The sequence below is a fragment of the Sphingomonas sp. 28-62-20 genome (assembly GCF_002281505.1).
Genome location: NZ_NCGH01000001.1, coordinates 24506 through 50240, shown reverse-complemented (window position 1 = coordinate 50240; position 25735 = coordinate 24506). Strand labels below are relative to the sequence as shown.

At 67.8% G+C, this 25735-nt stretch carries 24 protein-coding genes; 14 read left to right on the top strand and 10 right to left on the bottom strand.

The window, feature by feature from the left end:
* The first annotated feature begins 41 nt into the window (after window positions 1-41).
* The 5 genes from B7Y43_RS00205 to B7Y43_RS00185 all read left to right on the top strand — a co-directional run bounded on the left by B7Y43_RS00205 (window position 42) and on the right by B7Y43_RS00185 (window position 6907).
* Window positions 42-827 carry a hypothetical protein gene (locus B7Y43_RS00205; protein WP_374129597.1) on the top strand — a complete coding sequence of 262 codons (786 nt, stop codon included), beginning with the start codon at window positions 42-44 and terminating at the stop codon, window positions 825-827.
* A 5-nt stretch (window positions 828-832) separates the two neighbouring features.
* A complete protein-coding gene (locus B7Y43_RS00200; RefSeq protein WP_374129596.1) occupies window positions 833-1666 on the top strand; it encodes a hypothetical protein in 834 nt (277 codons plus the stop codon).
* A 39-nt stretch (window positions 1667-1705) separates the two neighbouring features.
* On the top strand, window positions 1706-2557 hold the full coding sequence (locus B7Y43_RS00195) for a putative PEP-binding protein (protein WP_374129595.1): 852 nt from the start codon (window positions 1706-1708) through the stop codon (window positions 2555-2557).
* 79 nt (window positions 2558-2636) lie between these two features.
* Window positions 2637-5390, top strand: a complete 2754-nt coding sequence (polA, locus tag B7Y43_RS00190; RefSeq protein WP_374129788.1) for a DNA polymerase I — start codon at window positions 2637-2639, stop codon at window positions 5388-5390.
* A complete protein-coding gene (locus B7Y43_RS00185; RefSeq protein WP_374129594.1) occupies window positions 5387-6907 on the top strand; it encodes a lipopolysaccharide biosynthesis protein in 1521 nt (506 codons plus the stop codon). Before polA ends, B7Y43_RS00185 begins: the two co-directional genes overlap by 4 nt.
* Before the next feature lie 73 nt (window positions 6908-6980).
* Here B7Y43_RS00185 and rpoZ read toward each other — a convergent pair whose 3' ends face one another.
* Entirely contained in the window at window positions 6981-7325 is a 345-nt protein-coding gene (gene rpoZ / locus B7Y43_RS00180) for a DNA-directed RNA polymerase subunit omega (protein ID WP_374129593.1), read from the bottom strand.
* Between the two features lie 115 nt (window positions 7326-7440).
* On the opposite strand from rpoZ, the gene B7Y43_RS00175 reads away from it, so the two are divergent.
* From B7Y43_RS00175 to B7Y43_RS00160, 4 genes are all read left to right on the top strand, one after another.
* Window positions 7441-8610, top strand: coding sequence for a phosphatidylserine/phosphatidylglycerophosphate/cardiolipin synthase family protein (locus B7Y43_RS00175; RefSeq protein ID WP_374129592.1), 1170 nt, complete (start codon window positions 7441-7443; stop codon window positions 8608-8610).
* Between the two features lie 68 nt (window positions 8611-8678).
* Entirely contained in the window at window positions 8679-9080 is a 402-nt protein-coding gene (locus B7Y43_RS00170; protein WP_374129591.1) for a limonene-1,2-epoxide hydrolase family protein, read from the top strand.
* A gap of 48 nt (window positions 9081-9128) precedes the next feature.
* A complete protein-coding gene (locus B7Y43_RS00165; protein WP_374129590.1) occupies window positions 9129-9449 on the top strand; it encodes an antibiotic biosynthesis monooxygenase in 321 nt (106 codons plus the stop codon).
* A complete protein-coding gene (locus B7Y43_RS00160; RefSeq protein ID WP_374129589.1) occupies window positions 9446-10771 on the top strand; it encodes an MFS transporter in 1326 nt (441 codons plus the stop codon). Before B7Y43_RS00165 ends, B7Y43_RS00160 begins: the two co-directional genes overlap by 4 nt.
* Here the strand turns inward: B7Y43_RS00160 and B7Y43_RS00155 are convergent.
* Window positions 10725-13016 (bottom strand): CDC48 family AAA ATPase, encoded by a 2292-nt coding sequence (locus B7Y43_RS00155; RefSeq protein WP_374129588.1) that lies wholly within the window; start codon window positions 13014-13016, stop codon window positions 10725-10727. The genes B7Y43_RS00160 and B7Y43_RS00155 overlap by 47 nt on opposite strands.
* A gap of 305 nt (window positions 13017-13321) precedes the next feature.
* Here B7Y43_RS00155 and B7Y43_RS00150 point away from each other — a divergent pair, with 305 nt between their 5' ends.
* Window positions 13322-14212 (top strand): LysR substrate-binding domain-containing protein, encoded by an 891-nt coding sequence (locus tag B7Y43_RS00150; RefSeq protein WP_374129587.1) that lies wholly within the window; start codon window positions 13322-13324, stop codon window positions 14210-14212.
* Between the two features lie 20 nt (window positions 14213-14232).
* Here B7Y43_RS00150 and B7Y43_RS00145 read toward each other — a convergent pair whose 3' ends face one another.
* Window positions 14233-14688, bottom strand: coding sequence for a peptidylprolyl isomerase (locus tag B7Y43_RS00145; RefSeq protein ID WP_374129586.1), 456 nt, complete (start codon window positions 14686-14688; stop codon window positions 14233-14235).
* 152 nt (window positions 14689-14840) lie between these two features.
* Here B7Y43_RS00145 and mgtE point away from each other — a divergent pair, with 152 nt between their 5' ends.
* Together mgtE and B7Y43_RS00135 are read left to right on the top strand one after the other, a co-directional pair.
* Window positions 14841-16241: a magnesium transporter gene (gene mgtE / locus B7Y43_RS00140; RefSeq protein ID WP_374129585.1), complete on the top strand. Its 1401-nt coding sequence runs from the start codon at window positions 14841-14843 to the stop codon at window positions 16239-16241.
* 39 nt (window positions 16242-16280) lie between these two features.
* Complete coding sequence (locus tag B7Y43_RS00135; protein ID WP_374129584.1) at window positions 16281-16682, top strand: DUF1489 family protein; 402 nt, start codon at window positions 16281-16283, stop codon at window positions 16680-16682.
* Window positions 16683-16710: 28 nt separating this feature from the next.
* Here B7Y43_RS00135 and B7Y43_RS00130 read toward each other — a convergent pair whose 3' ends face one another.
* From B7Y43_RS00130 to B7Y43_RS00105, 6 genes are all read right to left on the bottom strand, one after another.
* Window positions 16711-17436 (bottom strand): GIN domain-containing protein, encoded by a 726-nt coding sequence (locus B7Y43_RS00130; RefSeq protein ID WP_374129583.1) that lies wholly within the window; start codon window positions 17434-17436, stop codon window positions 16711-16713.
* A 40-nt stretch (window positions 17437-17476) separates the two neighbouring features.
* On the bottom strand, window positions 17477-18196 hold the full coding sequence (locus tag B7Y43_RS00125; protein ID WP_374129582.1) for a head GIN domain-containing protein: 720 nt from the start codon (window positions 18194-18196) through the stop codon (window positions 17477-17479).
* 111 nt (window positions 18197-18307) lie between these two features.
* The gene (locus B7Y43_RS00120; RefSeq protein WP_374127233.1) at window positions 18308-18841 is read right to left on the bottom strand and encodes a CarD family transcriptional regulator; all 534 of its coding nucleotides are present in this window, start codon (window positions 18839-18841) and stop codon (window positions 18308-18310) included.
* Between the two features lie 258 nt (window positions 18842-19099).
* Entirely contained in the window at window positions 19100-19438 is a 339-nt protein-coding gene (gene fdxA, locus B7Y43_RS00115; RefSeq protein ID WP_374129581.1) for a ferredoxin family protein, read from the bottom strand.
* Window positions 19439-19495: 57 nt separating this feature from the next.
* The gene (locus B7Y43_RS00110; RefSeq protein ID WP_374129580.1) at window positions 19496-19756 is read right to left on the bottom strand and encodes a S4 domain-containing protein; all 261 of its coding nucleotides are present in this window, start codon (window positions 19754-19756) and stop codon (window positions 19496-19498) included.
* Between the two features lie 13 nt (window positions 19757-19769).
* Window positions 19770-22280 carry a helicase-related protein gene (locus B7Y43_RS00105; protein WP_374129579.1) on the bottom strand — a complete coding sequence of 837 codons (2511 nt, stop codon included), beginning with the start codon at window positions 22278-22280 and terminating at the stop codon, window positions 19770-19772.
* Here B7Y43_RS00105 and B7Y43_RS00100 point away from each other — a divergent pair.
* Both B7Y43_RS00100 and B7Y43_RS00095 read left to right on the top strand, forming a co-directional pair.
* On the top strand, window positions 22279-22470 hold the full coding sequence (locus tag B7Y43_RS00100; RefSeq protein WP_374129578.1) for a hypothetical protein: 192 nt from the start codon (window positions 22279-22281) through the stop codon (window positions 22468-22470). The two genes, B7Y43_RS00105 and B7Y43_RS00100, sit on opposite strands and share 2 nt — an antisense overlap.
* Window positions 22471-22521: 51 nt before the next feature.
* A complete protein-coding gene (locus tag B7Y43_RS00095) occupies window positions 22522-24000 on the top strand; it encodes a M23 family metallopeptidase (RefSeq protein ID WP_374129577.1) in 1479 nt (492 codons plus the stop codon).
* Between the two features lie 48 nt (window positions 24001-24048).
* Here B7Y43_RS00095 and B7Y43_RS00090 read toward each other — a convergent pair whose 3' ends face one another.
* Complete coding sequence (locus B7Y43_RS00090) at window positions 24049-25731, bottom strand: ATP-binding protein (protein WP_374129576.1); 1683 nt, start codon at window positions 25729-25731, stop codon at window positions 24049-24051.
* Window positions 25732-25735 lie beyond the last annotated feature (4 nt).

The window sequence follows — 25735 nt, the reverse complement described above, 5'->3', positions numbered from 1 at the left end:
GGGCGGTGTCCGTTTGCGGCCCGCCCGAGCTGGCGGGGTGCGTGGGCTTGTACATAGTCGGCCATTGGGTGATCACCGAGCGCAGCGGCTGCGTCGATCGCGCGGCGATGCAGCGGGGGCTGGCGGCGTTGCTGCTGCCCGATATCGCGCGCTGCCACGAGCATGGCTATGCGCGGATCGCTCCTGCGCCGGACGCGCGCGCGCAGGGGGCTGGCGCGACGCCCGATCACCGGCTGTTCCAGTCGCACATCCTGGCGGACTGGTTCATCCATTTCGGGACGGGCAGCGCGCGCCGCCGGCAGGGCTGGGCCTATCGCCGGATGCTGCCCTTCGCCGCGCGCTATGCCGACTTTTTCGAAACGGCGACGCGGCTCGGGCTGCGGCGCGCCGGGCCTTTGCCCGATTCACCGCGCGGCTTTGCCCATACGATGGTCGAATATGCGATCGACACCCACCTTGCCGGGCAGCGCGATCTGTCGCTGAGCGTGGGCGAGGTCCAGCGCGCCGCGGCGGGGTTCGCCGTCCCGGCGATCTCGGCGATGCTGGCGGCGCTGGGGGTCGTCCATGATGCCGGCGCGCTGCCCGCCCGCGTCGCCGCCTATCGCGCCCGCGTCGCGCGCGCGCGCGATGTGCGTGCGTTCGCTTTCCGCGCCGGCGTCGCCAAGTTCGGGCTCGACGACCGCGACGATTCGGTCGACTATGTCGGTGAGTTTCTCGATACCGGGCTGCGGTCGCTGCGGTCGCAAGGCCTTGACGAGGCAATCGACGCCACCGCCGCGTTCGTCGCCGCCCGCCTCGACGCGCCGGCACCGGCGCTGACAGGATAAGGCCGGTGCTCGCCGCGATTCCGACCGGGCGCATCGATCCGTTCAGCGCGGAATCGCTCGCGCTCGCGCGCCAGCGCTTTGCGCGCGAGTTCATCGCGTGCGGGCAGGACCCGGCGGACGCGGCGGCGCTGGCCGACTGGCTGGCGGGCATCTGCCGCGACCGCGGCGCGGCGGGGTTTGACGCGCTCGGCACCCGGCTCGCGCAGACCGGCATCCGCCAGCAATGGAACGCCCGCCTCGATCACGCCCGCGCCGAGGCGCTCGCCGACTGGATCGCGCCGCAGCTCGCCGGCGGCGTGCTCGATCTGCTCGGCGGCAGCGGCGCGATCGCCGCAGCGCTGGCGCGGCGGGGCTGCGCGCCGGTGCTTGCCGTCGAGCGGCGCCAGCATATGGGCGCGTTTGCGGCGTTTCCCCGCACCCCGTTCGAGCAATTCCTGAAGAGCGCGCGCCCGGCAATGGCCGACAGCGTGCTGCTCTGCACCGTGCTCCACCACGAAGCCGATCCGGTCGCGCTGCTCGCCCGCGCCGCGTCGCTCGCGCGGCGACGGATCGTGATTGTCGAAAACTGCATCGATGCCGATCATCCGCGCGACTATCAGGAGTTCGTCGATCTGTTCTTCAATTTCTGCCTCAACCGCACCGGGCTGCCCGCCGGCAGCCAGCACCGCGCCGCCGATGGCTGGTGCCGGCTCGGTGCGGCCTGGGGCGACGCCCGGCTGATCGACTGCCGCGACGACATTCCCGGGATTCCGCTGTCGCATGCGCTGATCACGATCGACCTCGATCGCGCGCCGATGCCGCGCGCCGGCAATTGCCCGCCTGCGCGAATCGCCCGATAGCATGGTCGTTCGGGCGGTCTGCCCCTGGAAAGGTTGCCGATGGAAAGCCGATTGTCGCTGAGCGGAGAGCGGCTGAGCCGCGACCTCGCCGCCTGCTTTGCTGGCGTCGGATTGCTTCGCCCCGAATTCATTCTGCGCGATCTGGGGCAGACGATCGACGCTGCGCCCGCGCGTCGGGCGCTCGGCGATTATGTCGAGTCGGTCTGCTGTGCCAATGCCGGCCGGCCGGTCTGGTATCGGCTGACCGATCTGTGGAGCGACGAGACGCGTGCGCTCGCCGGGGGCCGTGCCGAGCCCGAGCACAATCCGATGCTCGGCGCGCGCGGCATCCGCCCGGGGCTCGCCGATCCCGCGCTGCTGCGGCGCGAGATCGGGCTGATCGGCGAGATCGCCGCGCGCCACGCCGATCTCCATCTGCTGGCGCCATTCTTGTCCGATGCGGATGAATTTGTCGCGCTGGCGGGCGTGGCGGCGGCGCTGCACTGGCCCAATCGGCTGGGCACGATGATCGAGACGCCGGCGGCGGTGCTCGATGCCGCGCGATTCATCGATGCCGGGGCGAGCAACCTGATGGTCGGTCTCAACGATCTGTCGTGCCTGCTGCTCGGGCGCGAGCGCGGGCCGCCCGAGATGAAGGAACATCGCGCGGTCGGCTGGTGCCTCGATCGCGTCGCCGCGGCGGCGCGCGGGCGCTGCGAATGGGGAGTCGCCGGCGCGCTTTCGGCAGCGACGATCGTGGCCGCCGAGGCGGCGGGCGCCGACTATGTCTCCGTTCATTATGCCGATGCCGCCCTGCTCGCCGGGATCGATCCGGCATTGCTGCCCGATGCCGGCCATGTCGGCGCGATCAAGGCTCGAAACCGCGCCGCCCGGGCGGCGTTTTCGGGCTGAGGGCCCGACGCAAGCCGGCGGCGGCGCGATCGGTGCATCAAGGCTTTGTCCCGCCGATTGCTTGGGCTATCGCTTCGCGATGCCTCATCTCTATCTCGTCGACGGCTCCGGCTACATCTTCCGCGCCTATCACCGGTTGCCGCCGCTCACCAACCAGCATGGCGAGCCGGTCGGCGCGGTCTATGGCTATACGACGATGCTGTGGAAGCTCGCCGACGAGCTCCACAAGGCCGATGGCCCGACCCACATGGCGGTGATTCTCGACAAGGGTAGCCATACCTTCCGCAACGAGCTTTACGATCAGTACAAGGCGCACCGGCCGCCCCCGCCCGAAGATCTGGTCCCGCAATTTCCGATGATTCGCGATGCGACGCGCGCCTTTTCGCTGCCGTGCATCGAGGAGGCGGGGCTCGAGGCCGACGACATCATCGCGAGCTATGCCAAGGCCGCGCTCGCCCAGGGGTGGGCGGTGACGATCGTCTCGTCCGACAAGGATCTGATGCAATTGATCGAGCCCGGGCTCGATCTGTACGACACGATGAACAACCGGCGGCTCGACGCCGATCATGTCGTCGAGAAGTTCGGGGTCGGTCCTGATCGGCTCGGCGACGTGCTCGCGCTGATGGGCGACACGGCCGATAACATCCCGGGCGTCACCGGAATCGGCCCCAAGACGGCGGCGAAGCTGATCCTCGAACATGGCGATCTCGAAGGCGTGCTCGCGGCGGCGCCGACGATGAAGCCGGGCAAGATGCGCGACAATCTGATCGAGCAGGCAGAGATGGCGCGGCTGAGCCGTGTGCTGGTGACGCTGAAGGACGATGTCCCGCTGCCCGATCCGCTCGATTCGCTTGCGTTACAGGGCATTCCCGACGCGCCGCTCCGCGTGTTCCTCGAGCATCACGGCTTCAAGTCGCTGCTCGCCAAATTGTCCGCCGTCGCCGATGCCCCGGTCGCCGCCGCGCGCACGGTCGAGCAGGAGGAAGACCCGCCGTGCAGGCATGACGAGTATGAAACCGTCGTCGACGAAAGCGCGCTCGATCGCTGGATCACCGTCGCGCGGCACCAGGGCTGGGTCGCGGTCGACACCGAGACGACCGGGCTCGATGCCACCCAGGCCGATCTGGTCGGGATCAGCCTCGCGCTCCATGCCAACCTCGCCTGCTATATCCCCGTCGCGCATGGCGGCACAGACATGTTCGCCGAAAAACCCGATCAGCTCGACAAGGCGGTCGTGATCGCGAAACTGAAGCCGCTGCTCGAAGACCCGGGCGTGCTCAAGATCGGGCATAACCTGAAATACGACATGATCATCCTAGGGCGGCTTGGCATCGATGTCGCGCCCTATGACGACACGATCCTGATGAGCTTCGATCTCGATGCCGGCCTGCACGGGCACGGCATGGACGAGCTCGCCGCGACGCATCTGTCGCACAGCTGCATCGCCTATAAGGAGGTGGTCGGCACCGGCAAGAACCAGCGCGGCTTCGGCGAAATCGACCTCAAGACTGCCACGCGATACGCCGCCGAGGATGCCGATGTGACGCTCAGGCTGTGGCGGCGATTCAAGCCGCGATTGGCGGCCGAGGGCGCGACCCGCGTCTATGAGATGGTCGATCGCCCGCTTGCGCCCGTCATCGCGCAGATGGAGCGCCACGGGATCAAGGTCGATCGCGAGCGGCTGGCGCAATTGTCGGGCGAATTCGCCGGGCAAATGGCGACGCTGGAGACCGAGATTCACGGGCTGGCGGGCGAGCCCTTCACGATCGGCAGCCCCAAGCAATTGGGCGACGTGCTGTTCGAGCGGATGGGGATCAAGGGCGGGCGCAAGGGCAAGTCGGGCGTCTATTCGACCGACGTCAACGAGCTCGAGCGGATCGCTGCCGACAAGGATTCGCCCGGCAAGGTGATCGCGGCGCGGGTGCTCGACTGGCGGCAGCTGTCCAAGCTCAAATCGACCTATACCGATGCGCTTCAGGCGCAGATCAACCCCGCAACGGGGCGCGTCCACACCAGCTACTCGCTGACCGGCGCGCAGACCGGACGATTGTCGTCGACCGACCCCAATCTGCAGAACATCCCGATCCGCACCGAAATCGGCCGCCAGATCCGCGATGCCTTTGTCGCCGAGCCGGGCAACGTGCTGCTCGCCGCCGATTATTCGCAGATCGAGCTCAGACTCGCGGCGCACATGGCCGATGTGCCCGCGCTCAAACAGGCCTTTGCCGAGGGCGCGGACATTCACAGCTTGACCGCGCAAGAATTGTTCGGCGAGGTCAATCGCGACACGCGCGGCCGCGCCAAGACGATCAACTTCGCGATCCTCTACGGCATCAGCCGCTGGGGCCTGGCCGGCCGGCTCGACGTGACGCCCGACGAGGCGCAGGCGATGATCGACCGCTATTTCGAGCGTTTTCCGGGCATCAACCGCTATATTGCCGAGACCATCCAGACCACGCGCGATCGCGGCTATACCGAGACGCTCTTCGGTCGGAAATGCTGGTTCCCGCGGCTGAAATCGTCGGTGCAGCACGAACGACAAGGGGCAGAACGCGCCGCGATCAACGCGCCGATCCAGGGGACGAGCGCCGACATCATCAAGCGCGCGATGGTGCGGATGGGTCCGGCGCTCGCCGAGGCGGGGCTGGGCGATGTCCGGATGCTCCTTCAGGTTCACGACGAACTGGTGTTCGAGCTGCCCGAGGGCGATGTCGGCGCCGCCAAGCCGGTGATCGAACGGGTGATGGCGCGCGCTGCCGAACCCGCCGTCACGCTCTCGGTGCCACTCGGCGTCGAGATCGGGACGGGGAAGAGCTGGGGTGCCGCGCATTGAGCATTGCCGCCACCCCGGGCGACGCCGGACCCGCTGCCGATATCGCCGCGATCGCCAAGGGCGGGCGGACCAACATCATCGGTTTCGCGCTGCGGCTGGCGGCGCGCATTCCGTTCCTGTTCGTCGCGGGGCGGCTCTACGGTGCCGAACTGGTCGGGCGCTTTGCGCTCGCCGTGGTGGTGGTCGAACTCGCCGCGCTGCTGGCGACTTTGGGGATGAAGCGCGGGCTGGCGCAGGCGCTCTCGGAGAGCGACCGGCCGCACGCACACGTCGCTTGGGATGCGCTCGCGGTCGCGCTGCTCGCCTCGATCGGGGCGAGCGCCTTGCTGTTCGCCTTTCCCGGGCTGATGTACCGAATCAGCCCGCCGCACGGGCTTGCCCGATTGCTGCCCGGGATCGTCTTTGCAATCGCGTGGTCCGATCTCTCGCTCGCCGCGCTCGCCTATCGCCACAATGTCCGCGCGACGGTCACCGCGCGAGCGGTGATCGAACCGTGGACGATCAGCATCGCGGCGACCCTGCTCTATTTCATCGCCCCGCGCGACGGGCTCGAGATCGCCTATATGCTGTCGATGGTTGCGGCGTTGATCGCCTCGGTCGTGCCGTTCGTTCGCAGCTATGGCCTGCCGCACGGATGGAACCCCCGCCTCGCGACGATCGCGACGCTCGCCCGCCACAACATGCCGCTCGCCGGCGCCGATGCGATCGAATGGGCGACGCGCAATGTCGATCGGTTCATCCTCGGCCAGCTGTTCGCGCCCTCGGTGGTCGGCATCTATTATATGGCGCAGCAGATCGCCTCGCTCCCGGGCCGCTTGAAAACCAGCTTCGATCCGATCCTGGGGCCGGTGATCACCACCAGCCTCGCGCGCGGCGACCGGCAGGCGGTGGCCAAGCAGATCAGGCAGGTCGGCTTCTGGATCATGGCTGGCCAGGCCGGGCTGGCGCTGATGGGTTCGATCCCGGGCGAGGCCGTGATGGGCACGATCGGCCCGCAATTCGTCGGCGGAACGGCGGCGCTCGCCTTTCTCCTCACCGCCGAAGTGGTCGCCTCGATGGCCGCAGTCTCGGAAAGCGCGCTCGTCTATGTTGCGCGCCATCGCAATCTGATGATTTCGGCGGCCATGCTCAGCTTTCAGATCGCGCTCAGTTTCGCGCTGATCTTTGCCATGCGCGCGCTGGGCTGGCCGCCCAATTATCAGGCGGCGGGGCCCGCCATCGCGCTGATGCTGTCGCTCGGGACGACGTCGATCTTGAAGTCGCGGCTGCTCGCGCATCTGCTGGAGGCGCGTGTCTCGGGTTGGCGCTGGCCGATGTTGTGGGCGGCGCTGGTCGCCATCGTGGTAGGAACGATCTTCACCTCGCTGCCGCACCGCTTCGAATGGGTCGAGCTCGTCTTCGGGCTGCCCGCGATCGGGGCAAGCTATGCGCTGGTGCTATGGCGCTGGGCGTTCGCGCCCGAGGACCGGGCGCTGTTCAAGCGCGCACCAGTCGATCAGGCCGCTGCCGCCGGCTGATCACTGACAGCGCGACGTGATCGTCCTGCGGGCGGTCGCCGCGGCAATCGCCGCGACCGCCCGTCTTTCAGGTTCAGCCCTCGTAATCGGCGCCGAGATTCTGATTGCGCGGCGGCGCCGCTGCCGTGAGACGGAGCGCCTCGGCCGAGGCCGCGAGCGAGCCGATTTCGTCGGGCGCATCCTCGTCATCGGCCTGGATGCGCTGAAGGCTCTGCACTACGGCTTCCTGAAGATGCTTGGGCTTGACGGTTTCCTCGGCGATCTCGCGCAGCGCGACGACGGGGTTCTTGTCGCGGTCGCGATCGATCGTCAGGTCGGCACCGCCCGAAATCTGGCGCGCCCGTTGTGCAGCGAACAGCACGAGATCGAAACGATTGGGAATTTTGTCGACGCAATCTTCGACGGTAACGCGCGCCATACGAACGCATCCTTGCAAACGATGTCCTGGGAGCGTCGCGACTTAGGGGGCATGACGTGACGAGTCAAGGAATCCGGCTTGCCGCGACCCCGAACGCACGACATGGAGTCCGCCGATGGACCAGCCCGATGCGCAACCCAGCTTCACGGTCAACGGCAATCGACTGACGTTGCTCGATACCGGACCGGTCAGGCTCGACGCGTTGACCGCGCTGATCGACGACGCGCGGACCAGCCTGCGCATCATCTATTATATCTATGTCGACGACACCGCCGGCGCACGGGTGCGCGAGGCGCTGATCCGCGCAGCGCGGCGCGGCGTGGCGGTATCGCTGATCGTCGACGGGCTCGGCAGCGAGGCGGCCGAACAACATCGCTTCTTCGATCCGATGCGCGCCGCCGGGATCGACGTGATCCGCTTCGAGCCGCGCTGGGGGCGACGCTATCTGCTGCGCAATCACCAGAAGCTCGCGCTTGCCGACGAAAGGCGCGCGATCATCGGCGGCTTCAACGTCGAGGATTCCTATTTCGGCACTCCGGCGAATCAGGCGTGGCGCGACCTCGGCCTGCTCGTCGAGGGCCCCGCGGCGACGCGGATCGCCGGCTATTTCGACGCGCTGGCGCGGTGGACGCGGCGACCACGCGCGCCGCTGCGCGTGCTCCGACGCGCGCTGTCGACGTGGAGCGAGCCCGACGGACCGGTGCGCTGGCTGTTCGGCGGGCCGGCGCGCCGACTGTCGCCCTGGGCGCGAGCGATCAAGAACGACATCGAGCGGGCCGCCCGGCTCGACCTGATCGCCGCCTATTTCGCGCCGAGCCCGGGGATGCTGCGACGTTTGGATGCGGCGGGCATTCGCGGCCAGGTGCGGATCGTGCTTGCCTCGAAAAACGATCACGGCGCGGCGATCTGGGCATCGCGCTTCACCTATGCCGGGCTGCTCCGCAAACGCGTCGAAATCTATGAGTATCAGCCGACCAAGTTGCACACCAAGCTCTTCCTCGTCGACGATACCGTCTATGTCGGCTCCTCCAATTACGACGTTCGCAGCCTGTTCCTCAATCTCGAGATCATGTTGCGGATCGAAGATGCCGCCTTCGCTGCGCACGTCCGCGGCTATATCGACGGCGAGGTCGCCAATTCGGAGCGGATCACGGCAGCGCTCTACCAGGCGCGATCGAGCTGGTGGTCGCGGATCAAGCAGGCGGTCGCCTTCTTCGCGATGACGGTGCTCGACTACAATGTCACCAAGGGCCTCAACTTCGGCAAGGAGCCGCGCCGCGACTAGCAGGGGCTTGATCGTAGCGATCGCTTCGGATAGCTGTTGTAGCAATCGCTACAACAAGGAGAGTCGCGATGGTTGGCACGTCCCCCTCACCCCTCGATATCGTCCGTCAGTTCCTCGCCGCGATGGCGATCAAGGATTATGACAACGGCCTGCGATACATTGCCGAAAAGTGCGAATATCATAACATGCCGATGGCGCCGGTGTATGGCCCCGCCGGGGTACGCGCGGTGCTCGAACCGTTCTTCGCGCCGACGCTCGAGAATGAATTCGTCATTCGCCATGCCGTCGCCGACGGCCCGATCGTGTTCGTCGAGCGGCTCGACCGTCACCGGATCGCCAAGGGGTGGGTCGAGCTGCCGGTGTGCGGCGTGCTCGAAGTCCATGACGGTCAGATCACGCTGTGGCGGGACTATTTCGATGCCGCGACGCTGGTCGACGCCTGGCCCGAACTCGCCGCGCTGTTCGGCTGACCCCGGCGCAAGGCTTGCGCGCGCGCCCGAACGCCTTAATCGGGCAGGATGCACGCGCGCCTGGGCCAGATTGCCGTCATCTTCCTGTCGGTCCGCACCGCAACGGATGACGCGGGCTATGCCGCGGCTGCCGATGCCATGGCGCGCACCGCCGCCGAGCAGCCGGGCTATCGCGGCTTCGAATCGGTGCGCGGGCCCGATCGGCTCGGCATCACCGTCAGCTATTGGGCCGATGATGCCAGCGCGAAGGCGTGGCGCGACCACCCCGAGCACAAGGCGATTCGCGATCTCGGCCGCGCGCGCTGGTATCAACGCTACGAGATCGTCGTCGCCGAAGTGACGCGCGACTATGACTGGCACCGGTCATGAGCCGCAGGGGTGCCGCGGACCGCGATTTCGCGCTGATGTTCCTGGTGATGCTGACGATCGCGGCGGGCAACACCGCGCTGCAATCGGTGCTCCCTGCGCTCGGCCGCTCGCTTCATGTCGCCGATAGCGGGGTAGCGGCGGCCTTTTCGGTCTCGGCGCTGCTTTGGGTGATTGCCGCGCCTTACTGGGCGAAGCGGTCCGATCATCACGGCCGCCGCGCGATGATCCTGCTCGGGATGGGCGGCTTTGCCGTGTCGCTGGGGCTGTGCGGGGTGTTTCTGCTGGCGGGTATCAACGGCTGGATCAGCGGCCCGCTCGCCTTCCTGCTCTTCATCGGCGGCCGGCTGGTCTATGGCAGCTTCGGCGCCGCCGCGCCGCCGGCCGTCCAGGCGCTGGTGGCGGGGCGAACGACGCGCGAGGAACGCACCAAGGCGCTGACCCTGCTCGCCTCGGCGTTCGGCCTCGGCACGATATTGGGGCCCGCGATCGCCCCCTATCTGATTCTCGGCTGGATCGGCGGCGTCCATATCGGACTGGCCGGCCCGGCATTCATTTTTTCGGCGTTCGGCGTGGCGATGGTCGTCACCATTTATCGGATGCTGCCGTACGACGCGGGCATGCCGATCGGGCACGCTGCGGCCAACGCCTATCCCTCGATCGGCGGGCAATCGAGCGGTGCCAGCATCACCGCCGCGACCGCGCCGAGCAGCGAGCAGATCGGCTACCGCGACCCGCGGATCCGTGCCTGGATGGTCGCGGGGCTGGTGATGGGCCACGCCCAGGCGATGACCGGCCAGGCGATCGGTTTTCTGGTGATCGACCGGCTCCAGCTGGCGCCGGCCGACGCGCTGCAGCCGACCGGGCTGGTGCTGATCATCGGCGCCGGCGCGGCGCTGCTCGCGCAATGGGGGCTGATCCCCAACCTCAATCTCGATCCGCGCCGGCTGGTGCTCGTCGGGCTGGTGATCGCTGCGGTCGGCACCGCGCTCACCGGACTCGCCACCTCGCTCTACGGGATTGCGCTCGCTTATGGCCTCGCCTCGCTCGGCTTCGGCTTCACCCGACCGGGCTTCACCGCCGGCGCCTCGCTCGCGGTCGGCCCCGAGGCGCAGGGGTCGGTCGCAGGCAAGGTCACCTCGATCAACGGGGCGTCGTTCGTGCTCGGCCCCTCGATCGGGGTCGGGCTGTACGAACTGTTCAAGCCGCTGCCCTATCTGATCGCCAGCGCCGCGCTGGTGGCGATGCTCGGCTATGCCTGGGTGCGGCTGCGCGAGGTTACTCCAGCGGCGCCGGGCGGGGCCGCAGCTGACCCGGTGATATGAACCCGAGCGGCTGGAGGGACGATGCCTGTTGCTTCAGCCGTGCGGCCATCTGGGCGTATTCGGCCTCCATTTCGGGCGTGACCGACGCGCGTGATTCCTCGAGCGCTGCTTCGAAATGCGCCATCGTCACCGCCCCGACATCGATCGACTGGCGCAACGCGACCAGACCCGCGCGGCGCACCAGATCCTCGAGGTCGGCGCCCGAGAAACGCTCGGTGCGGGCCGCCAGCGCGGCCAGATCGACATCGCCGGCGATCGGCATCTTCGCGGTCTGGATCGCCAGGATGCGCTCGCGCCCCGGCCGATCGGGCACCGCGACATAGATCAGCTCGTCGAACCGGCCCGGCCGGAGCAGGGCGGGGTCGATCAGATTGGGGCGGTTGGTCGCGCCGATCACGACCACCGACTGCAATTCCTCGAGCCCGTCCATTTCGGCGAGGATCGTGTTGACGACGCGCTCGGTGACCTGCGGTTCGCCCAGACCGCCGCCGCGCGCCGGCACCAGCGAATCGAGCTCGTCGATGAAGATCACGCATGGCGCCACCTGTCGCGCGCGGGCGAACAACTTGGCGATCTGCTGCTCGCTCTCGCCATACCATTTGCTCAGCAGGTCGGATGACTTGGTGGCGATGAAATTGGCCTGCGCCTCGCGCGCGACCGCCTTTGCGAGCAAGGTCTTGCCGGTGCCGGGGGGGCCATAGAGCAGGAAACCCTTGGCCGGCCGGATGCCCAGCCTGCGGAACGCATCGGGGTTTTTGAGCGGCAGCTCGACGCCCTCCTTCAAGCGCATCTGGGCATCGTCGAGCCCGCCGACATCCTCCCAGCGCACCGTCGGCGCCTGCACCATCACCTCGCGCATCGCCGAAGGCTGGACGCGCTTGATCGCCCCGAAGAAGTCTTCGCGCGTCACCGAGAGATCGTCGAGCACTTCGGGCGGGATCGTGCCTTCTTCGAGGTTCAGCCGCGGCATGATCCGCCGCACCGCCTCGATCGCCGCCTCGCGCGCGAGCGCGGCGAGATCGGCGCCGACGAAGCCATAGGTGGTGCGGGCGAGCTCATCGAGATCGACCTTGTCGCCCAGCGGCATGCCGCGCGTGTGGATGCCGAGAATCTCGCGCCGGCCACGCTCGTCGGGAACGCCGACGACGATCTCGCGATCGAACCGGCCGGGCCGCCTGAGCGCCTCGTCGACCGCCTCGGGCCGGTTGGTGGCGGCGATCACCACCAGATTGGCGCGCGCTTCGAGCCCGTCCATCAGCGTGAGCAGTTGCGCGACGAGGCGCTTTTCGGCCTCGCCCGAGACCTGGCCGCGCTTGGGGGCGATCGAATCGATCTCGTCGATGAACACGATCGAGGGCGCGTTCTTGGTCGCCTGCTCGAACACGTCGCGCAGCCGCTTTTCGGATTCGCCATAGGCCGAGCCCATGATCTCGGGCCCGTTGATCAGGAAGAACTCGGCCGCCGATTCGTTCGCCACCGCGCGCGCGAGCCGGGTCTTGCCGGTACCCGGCGGCCCGTGCAGCAGCACCCCCTTGGGCGGATCGACGCCGAGTCGCTGGAACAGTTCGGGATAGCGCAGCGGCAGCTCGACCATCTCGCGCAGCTGGTCGATCGTCGCTGCCATCCCGCCGATATCGTCATAGGTCACGTCGGCGCGACGCGCGTCGGTCGGCTCCTCATATTCGGGGCGCAGTTCGATCTCGGTCGATTCGTCGATATGCACGACGCCCTTGGGGGTCGTGGCGATCACCGCGAGGCGGATCTCCTGCAGCGCATAGGCCGGCGCGCGCAGGAATTGCTGGACGTTGGGGGGAATGTCCTCGACGCGCTGCTGCCCGGCGGTCGCGACGATATCGCCCTGATAGAGCGGCCGCCCGAAAAAGGTGCGCTTGAGGGCGTTTGCCGATCCCTGGAGCCGCAGATTCTGCTGGGCGGGCGCAAAGACGACGCGAGTCGCGGGCTTCGATTCGGCCCGGCGCACCTCGACGAATTCGCCCGAGCCGGCGCCGGCATTGGCGCGCTGAAGCCCGTCGATGCGGATGATCTCCAGACCCTCGTCGTCGGCGTAAGGCAGCACCGCGCGTGCCGGGGTGGTGCGCTTCCCGACGATCTCAATCACGTCGCCCTCGGCAAGGCCAAGCGCCGCCATCAGCGTGCGCGGCACATGGGCGAGCCCGCGGCCGCTATCCTCGGGCCGCGCATTGGCGACTTGCAGCTTGCGCATCGGTGTTTCGCTGTCGGCCATCGGGCACCCCATCGCATCGAAAATCAGGAACGGCGGAGATAGGGGGGCACTGGCGAGAATGCGAGTCGACGCCCGCTTCGGCCGTGCGATCGCCAAAAAAAGGGCCGACCCCCTCGGGGATCGGCCTTGAAAGTTTTAGGAGAGGATGCCTGAAAGGCCTGTTCTATGTGCAGTGCAGCGTAAAATTGTGCAAGTGCGAAATGAAAAATGGCGATTGCAGGAAATGCACTTTGCTGTGGCGCGAGACGCACGGGCGCTGCTACCAATGAATCGTCGATGATGCGTTGCACAACGGAGACTGTCGCATGCGCCGATTGCCACCGCTGACCGCGATCGAAGCCTTTGTTCAGGTCGCGCGTCTCGGCTCGGTGAAGGCGGCAGCCGTCGAGCTGTCGCTGTCGGCGCCGGCGCTCAGCCGCAGGATCCAGGCGCTTGAGCGCTTCATCGGCCGGCCGCTGTTCGATCGGCGCCACCAGGCAATGCATCTCAACGGCGATGGCGAGACGCTGATCGCCCAGATCGCACCGGCGCTCGACCTGATGGCCGATGCGGTCGAATCGCTGATCAGCGGCGCCGAGATGCTGCGGCTGCGGCTTGGCGTGCTGCCGCTGTTCGCGTCGCAGCGATTGTTTCCGAAGCTCGCCGGGCTGCGCGCCCTGCATCCCGAGCTGCATCTCGATATCGACACCGCTGGCCACGGCATGACGCGACTCGGCGAGGGGCTCGACGCCGCGATCGTGCTGGCGCGCGAGATCGACCCGGCGCTCTATGCGCGGCGGCTCGATCGCAACCGCATCTATGTGATCGGCTCGCGAAAGCTGCTCGAGGGCGATCATCCGATCACCGATCCTGCCCAGCTCGCCGGGCTGACCGCCCTGGTGCACCGCGATATCCCCGATACCTTCACCACCTGGCGCAAGGCGGCCGGGCTCGACGATCTCGAGCCGCTCGCGATCGACCATTTCGACTCAGGCGTGCTGATGCTCGAGGCGGTCGCGCAGGGGTTCGGCGTCGCGTTCATGCACGCCAACCATTTCGAGGACGCGCACGATCCCCGGCTCGTCCAGCTGTTCGACGTCGTCGTCGAGAGCCCGTACAGCTACTGGTTCGTCTGCCGGCCCCGGGCACTCCAGCTGCGCCCGGTCAAGCTGTTCCACGACTGGCTGGTGGGGGCGCTCGAGGCCCCCGCCAGCTGATCGTCGGGCCCCGCCTGGAATCAGGCGGCCCGCGCCTTGACGATCTTGCCCGGCGAACGCGGCGGCTCGCCCTTGGGCAGCGCGTCGACATGCTCCATGCCCGACGTCACTTCGCCCCACACGGTATATTGGCCGTCGAGGAAGGTCGCGTCGTCGAGGCAGATGAAGAACTGGCTGTTGGCGCTGTTGGGGTTCGAGGTGCGCGCCATCGAGCAGACCCCGCGGACATGCTTCTCGCGGCTGAACTCGGCGGGCAGGTTGGGCTTGTCGGAGCCGCTGGTGCCGGTGCCGGTCGGATCGCCGCCCTGCGCCATGAAGCCGTCGATGACGCGGTGAAACACCACGCCGTCGTAAAAGCCGTCATTGGCGAGCTCGGCGATGCGCGCGACATGCTGGGGGGCGAGATCGGGGCGGAACCGGATCGTCACGTCGCCCGAATCGAGCGTCAACACCAGCGTTTCGAATGGATCGGCCATGGCGGTACCTTCCTTGGATCAATTGGAGGGGGATGAAGTGGATTGCGGCGGCCCTAGCGAGCGATTGGCGCGCTGGCAAATCTCGGCGATTGGCATAACCGTCGCACGCGGCTAGAGCGGCGAGGGCAGCACGAGCGACGGGAGGTCGGACGATGAGCGAGACCGAACTCGACGGCGTCGACGCCGAGACCACCCAGCTCGACGAGGACGATCGGCTCAAGCCCGAATTCGTGCGCGCCGTGCTCGATGCGGTCGAGGCCGGCCAGCCCGAGGAAGCGCGCGCGCTGGTCGAGCCGCTCCACCCGGCCGACATCGCCGATCTGTTCGAGCTCACCCCGGCCGACCAGCGGCGCGGGCTCGCCAAGGCGATCACCGATCTGCTCGACGGCGATGTGTTCGCCGAAATGAACGATTATGTCCGCGAAACGCTGATCGACGCGCTCGATCCGAGCGAAGTCGCCGACATCGCCTCCGAACTCGATACCGACGATGCCGTCGCGATCATCGAGGACATGGAGGAAAGCGATCAGCGCGCCGTGCTGCGCGCGCTCGATCCCGACGATCGCGCGGCGATCGAGGAAGCGCTTTCCTATCCCGAGGAGTCCGCTGGCCGCCTGATGCAGCGCGAGCTGATCGCGGTGCCCGAACACTGGACGGTCGGCGACGTGCTCGATTATCTGCGCGGCAACGACGATCTGACCACCGATTTCTGGGAAGTCTTCGTCGTCGATCCCGCGCACAAGCCGGTCGGCACCTGCCAGCTTTCCTGGATCATGCGGACGCCGCGCAGCGTAGCGATCGGCGACGTCATGCGCCGCGAGCAGACGCTGATCCCGGTCGATATGGATCAGGAGGAAGTGGCGCTGCGCTTCCAGAAATATGCGCTGATCTCGGCCGCCGTCGTCGATCCCGGCGGTCGGCTGGTCGGGATGATCACCGTCGACGACATCGTCCACATCATCAGCCAGGAGGCGGGCGAGGATATCCTGCGGCTATCGGGCGCGGGCGAGGGCGACATCAACGAGCCGATCGCGCTGACGGTGCGGACGCGAATCATCTGGCTGGTCGTCAATCTCGGCACGGCGATGCTCGCGGCATCGGTGGTGGGCGCGTTTCAGGGCGAAATCGCCCGCTACGCGCTGCTCGCGGTGCTGATGCCGATCGTTTCGGGGATGGGCGGCAATGCCGGCACCCAGACGCTCGCGGTCGTCGTCCGCGCGCTCGCCACCAACCAGCTCACGAGTTCGAACACCCAGCGGATGATCGTGCGCGAGTTCACGATCGCGGCCGCCAACGGCGCGATGCTCGGCGCGCTGATCGGAACGGGGACCTTCGTGATCTTCGGCAGCGCGAGCCTGGCGATCGTGATTGCGCTGTCGATGATCATCAACAATCTCGTCGCCGGGCTGGCCGGGGTGCTCGTGCCGGTGATGCTCGAACGCGCCGAGGTCGATCCCGCCGTATCCTCGGCGGTGTTCGTGACGATGATGACCGATGTGATGGGCTTTTTCTCGTTTCTGGGGCTGGCGACCCTGTGGGGCCTCGGCAGCTGACTTGACGCCGACGCTTTATCCCCCACGTCGGGGGTGATCATGCCGCTTCACCTGACCAAGGTCGCCTTTGGCGCGACGAGCCTCGACCACCTCGCCACCCGCCTCGCCGCGCGCGCCGCGGGCGGGCCGGTTTTCCTGACGACGCGCTATCTGCCCAAGCGGCATGCCGAAATCGCCGGGGGCTCGTTATACTGGATCATCAAGCATCAACTGATCGCGCGCTCGCCGATCATCGCGTTCGGCGAAGCCGAGGGCGGCAAGGTGGCGATCCATATCGAGCCGCGCACGATCCTCGTCGAGGCCCGCGCCAAGCGCGCGCACCAAGGTTGGCGCTATCTCGAAGCCGCCGACGCGCCCGCCGATCTGGGCGAAGGGATGCTGCAGGGCGACGTCATGCCGGCAGCGCTGATGGGCAAGCTTGCCGGGCTCGGGCTGATCTGACCGAGCCGCCCGATCGCCCGGCGTCCGGCTACGGCCGCCCGCAGATGATCGGCCCGCCCGCGAGCGCCGTGACCGTGCACGCCGGATTGCCGTCGACGGTGACCTTGCCGAGCCCGTTGGTGGTGATCTTGGCGGTGAACCGCGCCGCCGCATGGGTCTCGCCGGTGCCGTCGAGCCGGACGATCAGATCGTTGACCGTCAGCGCCTCGGCGGCGATCGCGCCCGAGCCGTTGCTGAGCAACTGCGCGCGCGCGGTGCGACCGGCGAGTTTGATGGTCCCCGTCCCGATTACGGTCGCGTAGAGTTCGTCGGCATCGATCCCCGCTGCGCTGATCGCGCCGCTGCCGTTGACAGCGAGATCGAGTCGCTGCCCCTTCATCGGTGTGATCGCCAGCTTGCCGCCGGCGTTGACGAGCGCCGAGCGTAGCGAGGGGGTGCGCAGGGTGATCACCGGGGCGGTGCGTGCGGCCTGCGGGCTCTCGCCCCAGCCATTGCTGCTCAGACGAACGATCAGCGTCGTCCCTTCGACCTGCAGCGTCAGCAGATCGAGCGTGCGCGCATCGGCCTCGGCGTGGCCGCCCGGCGGCTGGTTCGTGCCGAGCCGGACGTCGAACGGCCCCTCAACGCGGATCCGGTCGAAGCTGCTGACCGAATAATTGCGTTCGGCGGCGTTGGCAGCGGCGGGCGGCGTCAGCGCGAGCAGAACGACCCCGAGGGCCGCGCGAGGAGACAGGCGGATCATGGCGTTCGACATCGGCCGATTTGTCCGATCAGACAAGCCCTGGCCGATCGCGCTATTTGCCGCAGCGAACGGTCCCCGAGCCGATCCGGCTCGTCGAGCATGTGGCGTTCGGCCCCAGATCGGCGTCGCCCGAGCCGACGATCGACACCTTGGCCGGGCCGGTGACGTCGGCGGCGACGCTGCCCGATCCGGCGATCGAGACGCGTGCCTCGGTCGCCTTGACGCTGCGCGCATCGATATCACCCGATCCGGCGATCGACAGGTCGAGCTTCGTGGCCATCCCCTTGGCGGAGATGTCGCCTGATCCGGCGATCGACAGCGTTGCCGAGCGGACGTTGAGCGCGCCGATCGTCAGGCCGCCCGATCCCGCCGTGTCGCCCTTGAAGGCGTCGCCATCGGCGCGATCGATCGAGAGATCACCCGATCCGGCGATGCGCGCAGCGGCGATCCGCGGCATGGTGACGTAGATGGTGGCGCCCTTGCGGTCGCCCCAGTGCCACCCGGTCATCGATTTGCGGCCGATTTCCAGCGTGTCGCCGTCCCGCTCGATCTTGAGCCGGTCGAGCACTGCCGACGGCCCCTGGGCACGCACCGAGAAGGCGCCGCCGACCTTGATCTCGACGTCGTCCGATCCGGCGAGCTCGACACCCGTGAAATCGGCGACGGCAAAGCTGCGGCTGTTGCCGCTGCCCGTGCCTTTGATCCCGCCGTCGCCAACCGCCACCGAGCAGCCAGCCAACGGCATCATTGCGATCACTACAGCCTTGATCATGCCATCCTCCTGGTGTGTATTGTTGTAATAATACACCGAGGCTGGACGTGCAAGCGAAAAGGGGCGGTCGTTGCCGACCGCCCCTGATTCAGATCAATTCACCGCGCCGGCTCAGGCGGGTTCCTTGTCCTTGTTGTGGATCGCCGCCGCCTTGCGCAGGATTTCGAGAATCTTTTCCTGAGCAGTCGGCTCGTCGACCTGCTCCATCGCCGCGAGTTCGCGGGCGAGGCGGCTGGTCGCGGCTTCGAATATCTGGCGTTCCGAATAGCTCTGCTCGGGCTGGTCGTCGGCTCGGAACAGGTCGCGTACCACTTCGGCGATCGACACGAGGTCGCCCGAATTGATCTTGGCTTCATATTCCTGCGCGCGCCGCGACCACATCGTCCGCTTGACGCGCGGCTTGCCGGTCAGCGTGTCGAGCGCCTCGCGCAGCGTCTTGTCGGACGACAATTTGCGCATGCCGACGCTCTCGGCCTTGTTGGTGGGAACACGCAGCGTCATGCGTTCTTTCTCGAACCGCAGGACATAGAGTTCGAGCTGCATGCCGGCGATCTCCTGCCGCTGCAGTTCGATGACACGGCCGACGCCGTGCTTGGGGTAAACAACATAGTCACCGACGTCGAAGGACAGCGCCTTGGCAGCCATTCTGTTGAGCCTTTCTGTGATCAGAGCCCGATGGGAACGCGCGCTCGCCGCTTTGGCGGCTGGCGCGATCGGGGTGGTGTGCCTGTAAGTCTCCGTGCGGAAAGCGCGCACCGGCGCCTCCGTCCCGACCTGTTTAACAGAGCCGTAATAAAATTACCAGCAAAAGCGCACAATAACCGGTCGCCCCGCAACGCCAGATGCGTGCGGCGCGGCGCCGATGCCCCGAAACGGGTCGGTGACGTCGCCGAAGCGGGCCGCTCAGTCGCCCTGGCCGGGTTCGGGCGAGAACAACGTATCGAACTTGCCCTCGACGCCCTTGAACGCGTCGGCGTCCGCCGGGCTCTCGCGCTTGCGGGTGATGTTGGGCCATTGCGCCGAGAAGGTCGTGTTGAGTTCGAGCCATTTTTCGAGCCCGTTCTCGGTATCGGGCAGGATCGCCTCGGCCGGGCATTCGGGTTCGCACACCCCGCAATCGATGCATTCGCTCGGGTTGATGACGAGCATGTTCTCGCCCTCGTAGAAGCAATCGACCGGGCAGACCTCGACACAGTCCATATATTTGCAACGGATGCACGCGTCGGTGACGACGTAGGTCATGCTCGAATTACTCCCCAGGAACCAATCGGCACCTGCTATGCGGCGCGCTGCCACGCGTCAACCGGGGTTTGTAAGCTCGATATAAAGCTGCGCTGCCTCCTCTGCCGGCCCGCGTCGCAGCGGCAGCGCAACGACCCGCAGGATGCGGACCGTGCCACCGTGGGTCACATAGCCGAGCACGTTGCCCACACGGACCGCCGCCGCCGGGCGCGACACGACCCGGCCGTCGATCCTGAGCGTCCCGGCGCTCGCCAGCGCCTGCGCGCGGGCGCGATCGGGGGCGAGCCGCGCATACCAGAGAAACCGGTCGAGCCGCATCGACCCCGCCGGCTCAGCCATGGCGGGCAACGAGATCGGCGAGCCCGGCAAAGGCGTTGGCGCGCGGCGGGACGGCGGCGGTGACGCGCGGCGGTCGTCCCCGCCACGTCCAGCGAGCGACGCCATCGGCCGACGGCGCGGACCGGAAGCCGAGTTGCGCCATCAGCCGCGCGAGCGTCTCCGCCGACATGCCGATCGACACTGCAAGCTTGGGATCGGGCGCAAAGGCGGCGCGGCCTGCGCGGGCGTCGTGCGCGGCCCGGGCGATCCGCTCGACCAGATCGATCCGCACCGATTGCGCGCCGATCTCGCGGTAGCCGGCGAGCGGGCTCGCCCCCGGCGTCCCGCGCGGCACCACCGTAGTGCCCGCAGGCAGCGGCACCGCCACCGGTTGCCCGCTGCCGGCCGCGAGCAGCAATTGGCGCCAAAGCGCGGGCGTCGGCTTGAGCAGCCGCGCGTCGTAGATGTCGAGCGCGCCGATGACATAGCCGGTCCGGCGCAGCGTCTTGCGATCGTCGCTCGTCAGCGCCTCGACCGCCGTCGTCAGCGGCAGCCGCGCGGCCATCCCGCCGCCGGTGCCAAGCGCCGCTGCCACCACCCGCAGCGCCGGCGGTGCGGCCGGCGCGCGCGCCAGCGCCTCGGCGGCGGCGATCGCCGCGACGTGGCGCGCGAGCTGATCGCCGAGCCACACCGTCAGCCGCCCGTGGATGCGATCACGCAATGGCTTGTCGAGGCAGTCGAGCGAGCGGTCGAGCACGATCTGCGGCCGGGCCATCGTCGGCCCCGGGCGCAGCGCCGCGACGGCGCGTCCTTGCCAGCCGATCGCGGGTGGCGCGCCGGCGGTGGCGATCGGCGTGAGGTCGCAATCGGGCGCCGTCGCCAGCGCCTCGCCGCGTCGTGCGCGCTCGCCGACGAGCCGGCGCTCGGCGGCGGCGAGCAGCAGTCGCTTGTCGGTGGCATTGGTATCGGCCGCCACGACGAAGGCGAACCCCTCGAGGCGGCCGATCGGATGATCCTCGACCATCACCGCGCCGTCGGCGGCGATGGTGACCGGCAGGGCGCGCGGGTCGGCGCCGATCTGGCGCATCAGCAATGTCGTGCGCCGATCAACGAAGCGCTGCGTCAGGCGATCGTGCAGCGCGTCCGAAAGCCGCTCCTCGATCGCCCGGGTGCGATCGGCCCAATGCGCCGGATCGGCGAGCCAGTCGCTGCGATGCGCGATATAGGCCCAGCTGCGCGCCGCGGCGATCCGCCCGGCGATCGTCTCGACATCGCCGGTGACGGCGTCGAGCCGCGCGATTTCGGCGGCGAACCAATCATGGGGGAGGTGGCAGTTGCCCTCGGAAAGATGGCCGAACAGGCGGCTGACGAAGCGGGCATGCGGATCGATTCCCACCTTGCGGAAATCGGGGACGCCACAAGCCGCCCAGAGCCGCGCGACCATCGTCGGGGTGCGGCCGCGATCACGCACCCAGTCCTGCTCGGCGAGCCGCTTGAGCACGCCAAGGTCGAGCGCCTCGGGCGCCGTGCGCAAGGCTTCCGCCTCGGGACGCTGCTCGAGATCGGCGATCAGCGTGTCGATCGAGGCGGTGCGCGGCGCGCCGTCGCGCCAATAGAGATGGTCGAGCCGGGGAAAGCGATGTTCCTCGATCGCGGCGATTTCCTCGGGCGTGAAGGCACCCGCCCCGTCGTCGGTCAGCGCGCCGAAGCTGCCGTCGCGCTGGTGCCGCCCGGCGCGGCCGGCGATCTGGGCCATTTCGGCGACGTTCAGCCGGCGCTGGCGATGCCCGTCGAACTTGCGCAGACTCGCAAAGGCGACGTGCGCGACGTCCATGTTGAGGCCCATGCCGATCGCGTCGGTGGCGACCAGATAATCGACCTCGCCAGCCTGGAACATCGCGACCTGGGCGTTGCGCGTGCGGGGGGAGAGCGCGCCCATCACCACCGCCGCGCCGCCGCGCAGCCGGCGCAGCATCTCGGCGACGGCATAGACTTCCTCGGCCGAGAAGGCGACGATGACCGATCTTTTGGGCAGCCGCGAAAGCTTCGCCGCGCCGGCATAGCTCAGCGTCGAGAAGCGCGGCCGGTTGACGATCTCGGCGTCGGGCACCAGCGACCGGACCATCGGGCGCAGCGCTTCCGATCCCAGGATCATCGTCTCCTCGCGCCCGCGCGCGCGCAGCAGCCGATCGGTGAAGACGTGGCCGCGCTCGCGATCGGCGCCCAGCTGGGCTTCGTCGACGCCGACAAACGCCAGCTCGCGGTCGAGCGGCATGCTCTCGGCGGTGCACAGGAACCAGCGCGCGTCGCGGGGAAGGATCTTTTCCTCGCCGGTGATCAACGCGACCTGGCTGGCGCCCTTGATCTTGACGACCCGGTCATAGACTTCGCGCGCCAGCAAACGCAGCGGGAAACCGATCATCCCGCTCGAATGGCCACACATCCGCTCGATCGCGAGATGGGTCTTGCCGGTGTTGGTCGGCCCCAGAACGGCGGTGATCTGGCTGATGGCACGCGCGGTCATGGCAACCAAGATCGCTGTCCGCCGGCGCAAGCGCAACCTCCGCCGGCCGAAAAAACAGGCGCGTATCGGCGATGCGCGCGCCGTACCGCAATTGTTCCGTTCTTCATCGGCGATCGGCAACGCTTGGTCGCAATCGGGACAAACGGGACAGCCGGTTAATTTGACTTTAGCGAATTCGGCCTACAATTAATTGATTAGCCGATGCGTGGCGGGTGGCATCGGCGCTGTCCTGGGGGCTGCAGTGTTTCTGCGGAGTGATCACGTTCTGGAGCAGGGAGGGGGTGCGGCGGCGCTGTCCTTCGGTCGGGCGCTGGTCCCTGTCCGCAGCCAAAGCCGCTTCGTTCGGTGGCGCGGCAGGTTCGCCCAGGTCGACTGGGCACCCGATCTCGGCGCGCGGATCGGCTCGGCCGAATGGTGGCGCGGGGCGGCGACGTGCACCGCGCTGATCGCGGCGACCTGCTGGTTGTCTCCCGGTTTCGATCGCCCGTTGCTCGGCGAAGCCCCGTCGCCGCTCGCCGGCGCGGATTGGGACGAGGCGCGCAGCCAGTCGATCGCGCCGCTGGCCTGGGGCGCCACCACGGGTCGCCACATGGCCGCCAACGATCTCGTCCGGCCGCTCGCCGAAACCCCCGAACGCCCGATCATCGAACTCGCCGCGACGCTGGGCAGCGGCGATAGTTTCGGCCGTGTGCTCGAACGCGCCGGGGTGGGCCGCGACGAAGCCTCGACCGTCGCAGCGCTGGTGGCCCGGCATATCGCGCTCGATGCGATCAAGCCCGGTACCCAGATCGATCTCACGCTCGGGCGGCGGACCAGCCGTTCGGTGCCACGCCCGCTCGAGCAGCTGCGCTTTCGGGCGCGCTTCGATCTCAATCTCGCGGTCGCGCGGACCGGCGACCGGCTGGTGGCGACGCCCGAGCCGATCGCGATCGACCACGCCCCGTTGCGGATCCGCGGGCTGGTCGGCCAGAGCCTCTATCGGTCGGCGCGCGCCGCCGGCGCGCCGGCCAAGGCGGTCGAGACCTATCTGCGCGCGCTGGCGAGCCGCATGTCGATCGGGCGCGATGTCCGGGCCGACAATGTCTTCGATATCATCGTCGAACAGGCGCGCGCGGCGACCGGCGAGGTTCAACTCGGCCAGCTCCTCTTCGCCGGGCTCGATCAGGGCAAGAAGAAGGTTCAGCTGGTCCGCTGGGAATCGGGCGGCCGGTCCGACTGGTTCGAGGCATCGGGCGTCGGCGAGCGTCGCGGCGTCATGCAGATGCCGGTCGCTGGCCACACCACCTCGGGCTACGGCGTACGCTTCCATCCGATCCTGCGGATGATGCGGATGCACAAGGGCATCGATATCGGCGCCCCCTATGGCGCGCCGATCCATGCCGCGATCGACGGCGTCGTCGCCTTCGCCGGGCGCAACGCCGGCTATGGCAATTTCGTCAAGCTCGCGCATAGCGGTGGGCTCGCCACCGGCTATGGCCATATGAGCCGGATCGCGGTGCGGCCGGGGACGCGGGTGAGCCAAGGGCAGATCATCGGTTATGTCGGCTCGACCGGTCTGTCGACCGGCCCGCATCTCCATTATGAATTGTGGCGCAACGGCGTCTCGGTCAACCCGCGCTCGATCTCGTTCACCGAGGTCGCGCAATTGTCCGGCCGGGCGCTGCAGGCGTTCAAGGCACGCGTGGCCGCGCTGCTCGCCGTCAAGCCCGGGCAGCGCTGATCCCCTCGGGCGCCGGCGCCAGCCGCCGATTGCGGCAGGCTCGCGCGATCAGTGACCCTGCGACCGCCAGCGTTTGATCGTGCGGCTGATGATCTGCTCTTCCTGACCCTGTTCGCGCCACAGCTGCGAAAAGACGGGATCGTCGGAGGCGGGGCGCTTGGACTCCTCGAGCGTATCGAAAGCAACCCTGATCGGAACGGCTACGCCCTCGCCGCAGACGATGCCTTCGCGGTTCCGCAGCGCCGGAATCGAATCGAGAAAGCCGCGTGCGCCTTCGGGCATCGCCGCCCGGACGAACGCCTGGTCTCGATCATTGTTGAGCCGCATCGCGATGATCGTGCCGCATTGCGACAGCACGCCTTCGGCGAGGTCGGAGGGGCGCTGGGTGATCAGCCCCAGCGACACGCCATATTTGCGGCCTTCCTTGGCGATCCGGCTGAGAATCCGCCCGACCGACGAGCCGTTGGCGTTGGCTTCGTTCGGAATATAGCGATGCGCCTCCTCGCAGACGAGCAGGATCGGCCGCTGCGGCTCGTTGCGTGACCAGATCGCGAAATCGAACACCATCCGGCTGAGCACCGCGACCACCACCGAGGTGATCTCGGACGGCACGCCCGAGACATCGATGATCGAGATCGGCTTGCCGTCACCCGGCAGGCGAAACACGCGTTCGATGAAGCTCGCCATCGTATCGGCGACGAGCATGCCCGAAAACATGAAACCATAGCGCGGATCGGCCTTGATCTCGTCGATCTTGGTCTTCAGTCGCAGATAAGGGGCGGTATCGCCGGCACGGTCCATCTTGCCCATTTCGAGACTGATCAAATTGGTCAGGTCGCTCAGCAGATAGGGGATCGGCGCATCGACCGTCAGCTTGCTGATCTCCTGCCCGAGCCGGCCCTTGCCGCGCGCCATCAACAGGCATTTGGCAAGAATGTCGGCATCGATCTGGCGTTCGGAGCCGCTGGTGGTGACGAAGACCTCGCAATGCTCCTCGAAGTTCATCAGCCAATAGGGCATTTGCAGGTTCGACACGTCGTAGATCGCGCCGATCCCTTGAAACGCGGCGGCATATTCGCCGTGGGGATCGACCATCACGACATGGCCCTGCGGCGCCAGCGCGCAGATGCGGTGGAGGATCAGCGCGGTCGCCGTCGACTTGCCGGTGCCGGTGCTCCCCAGCAGCGCGAAATGCTTGCCGAGCAGCGCGTCGATATAGAGCGCGGCGCGAATGTCGCGGGTCGGGTAGACCGTGCCGATCTCGATATGGGCGCGATCGTCGGCGGCATAGATCTGCTTCATGTCGGCGGTCGACACGGCGAATACCGCCGTGCCGGGGCTCGGATAGCGAGTCACCCCGCGCCGGAAGCGGTAAAGCTTGCCGGTCAGCTTTTCCTCGTCGCCCTCGCCGAGGAAGTCGATCGCCGCGACGATCCGGTCGCCATGCCCTTCGGCGAGCCGCAGCGAGCGGACATTGGCGATCAGCCACGAACTGCCGACCCGCATCTTGACCTGGCTGCCGACCTGGCCGGCCGCCGCGATCACCGGATCGCTGCTGTCGGCGAAGCGGTCGAGCGCGGCGGCGTCGAGCAGGATCTGGCTGCTCGAGCCGGCGATTTCGAAAACCATCCCGATGCCGAGCCGCGAATCATCGCCCACGGCAAAGCCGGCCCGGCCGCCTTCTGCTCGCCGGGTGCCGTCAAAGCCATGCGCGTCGGCGCGATCAGTCATGTGG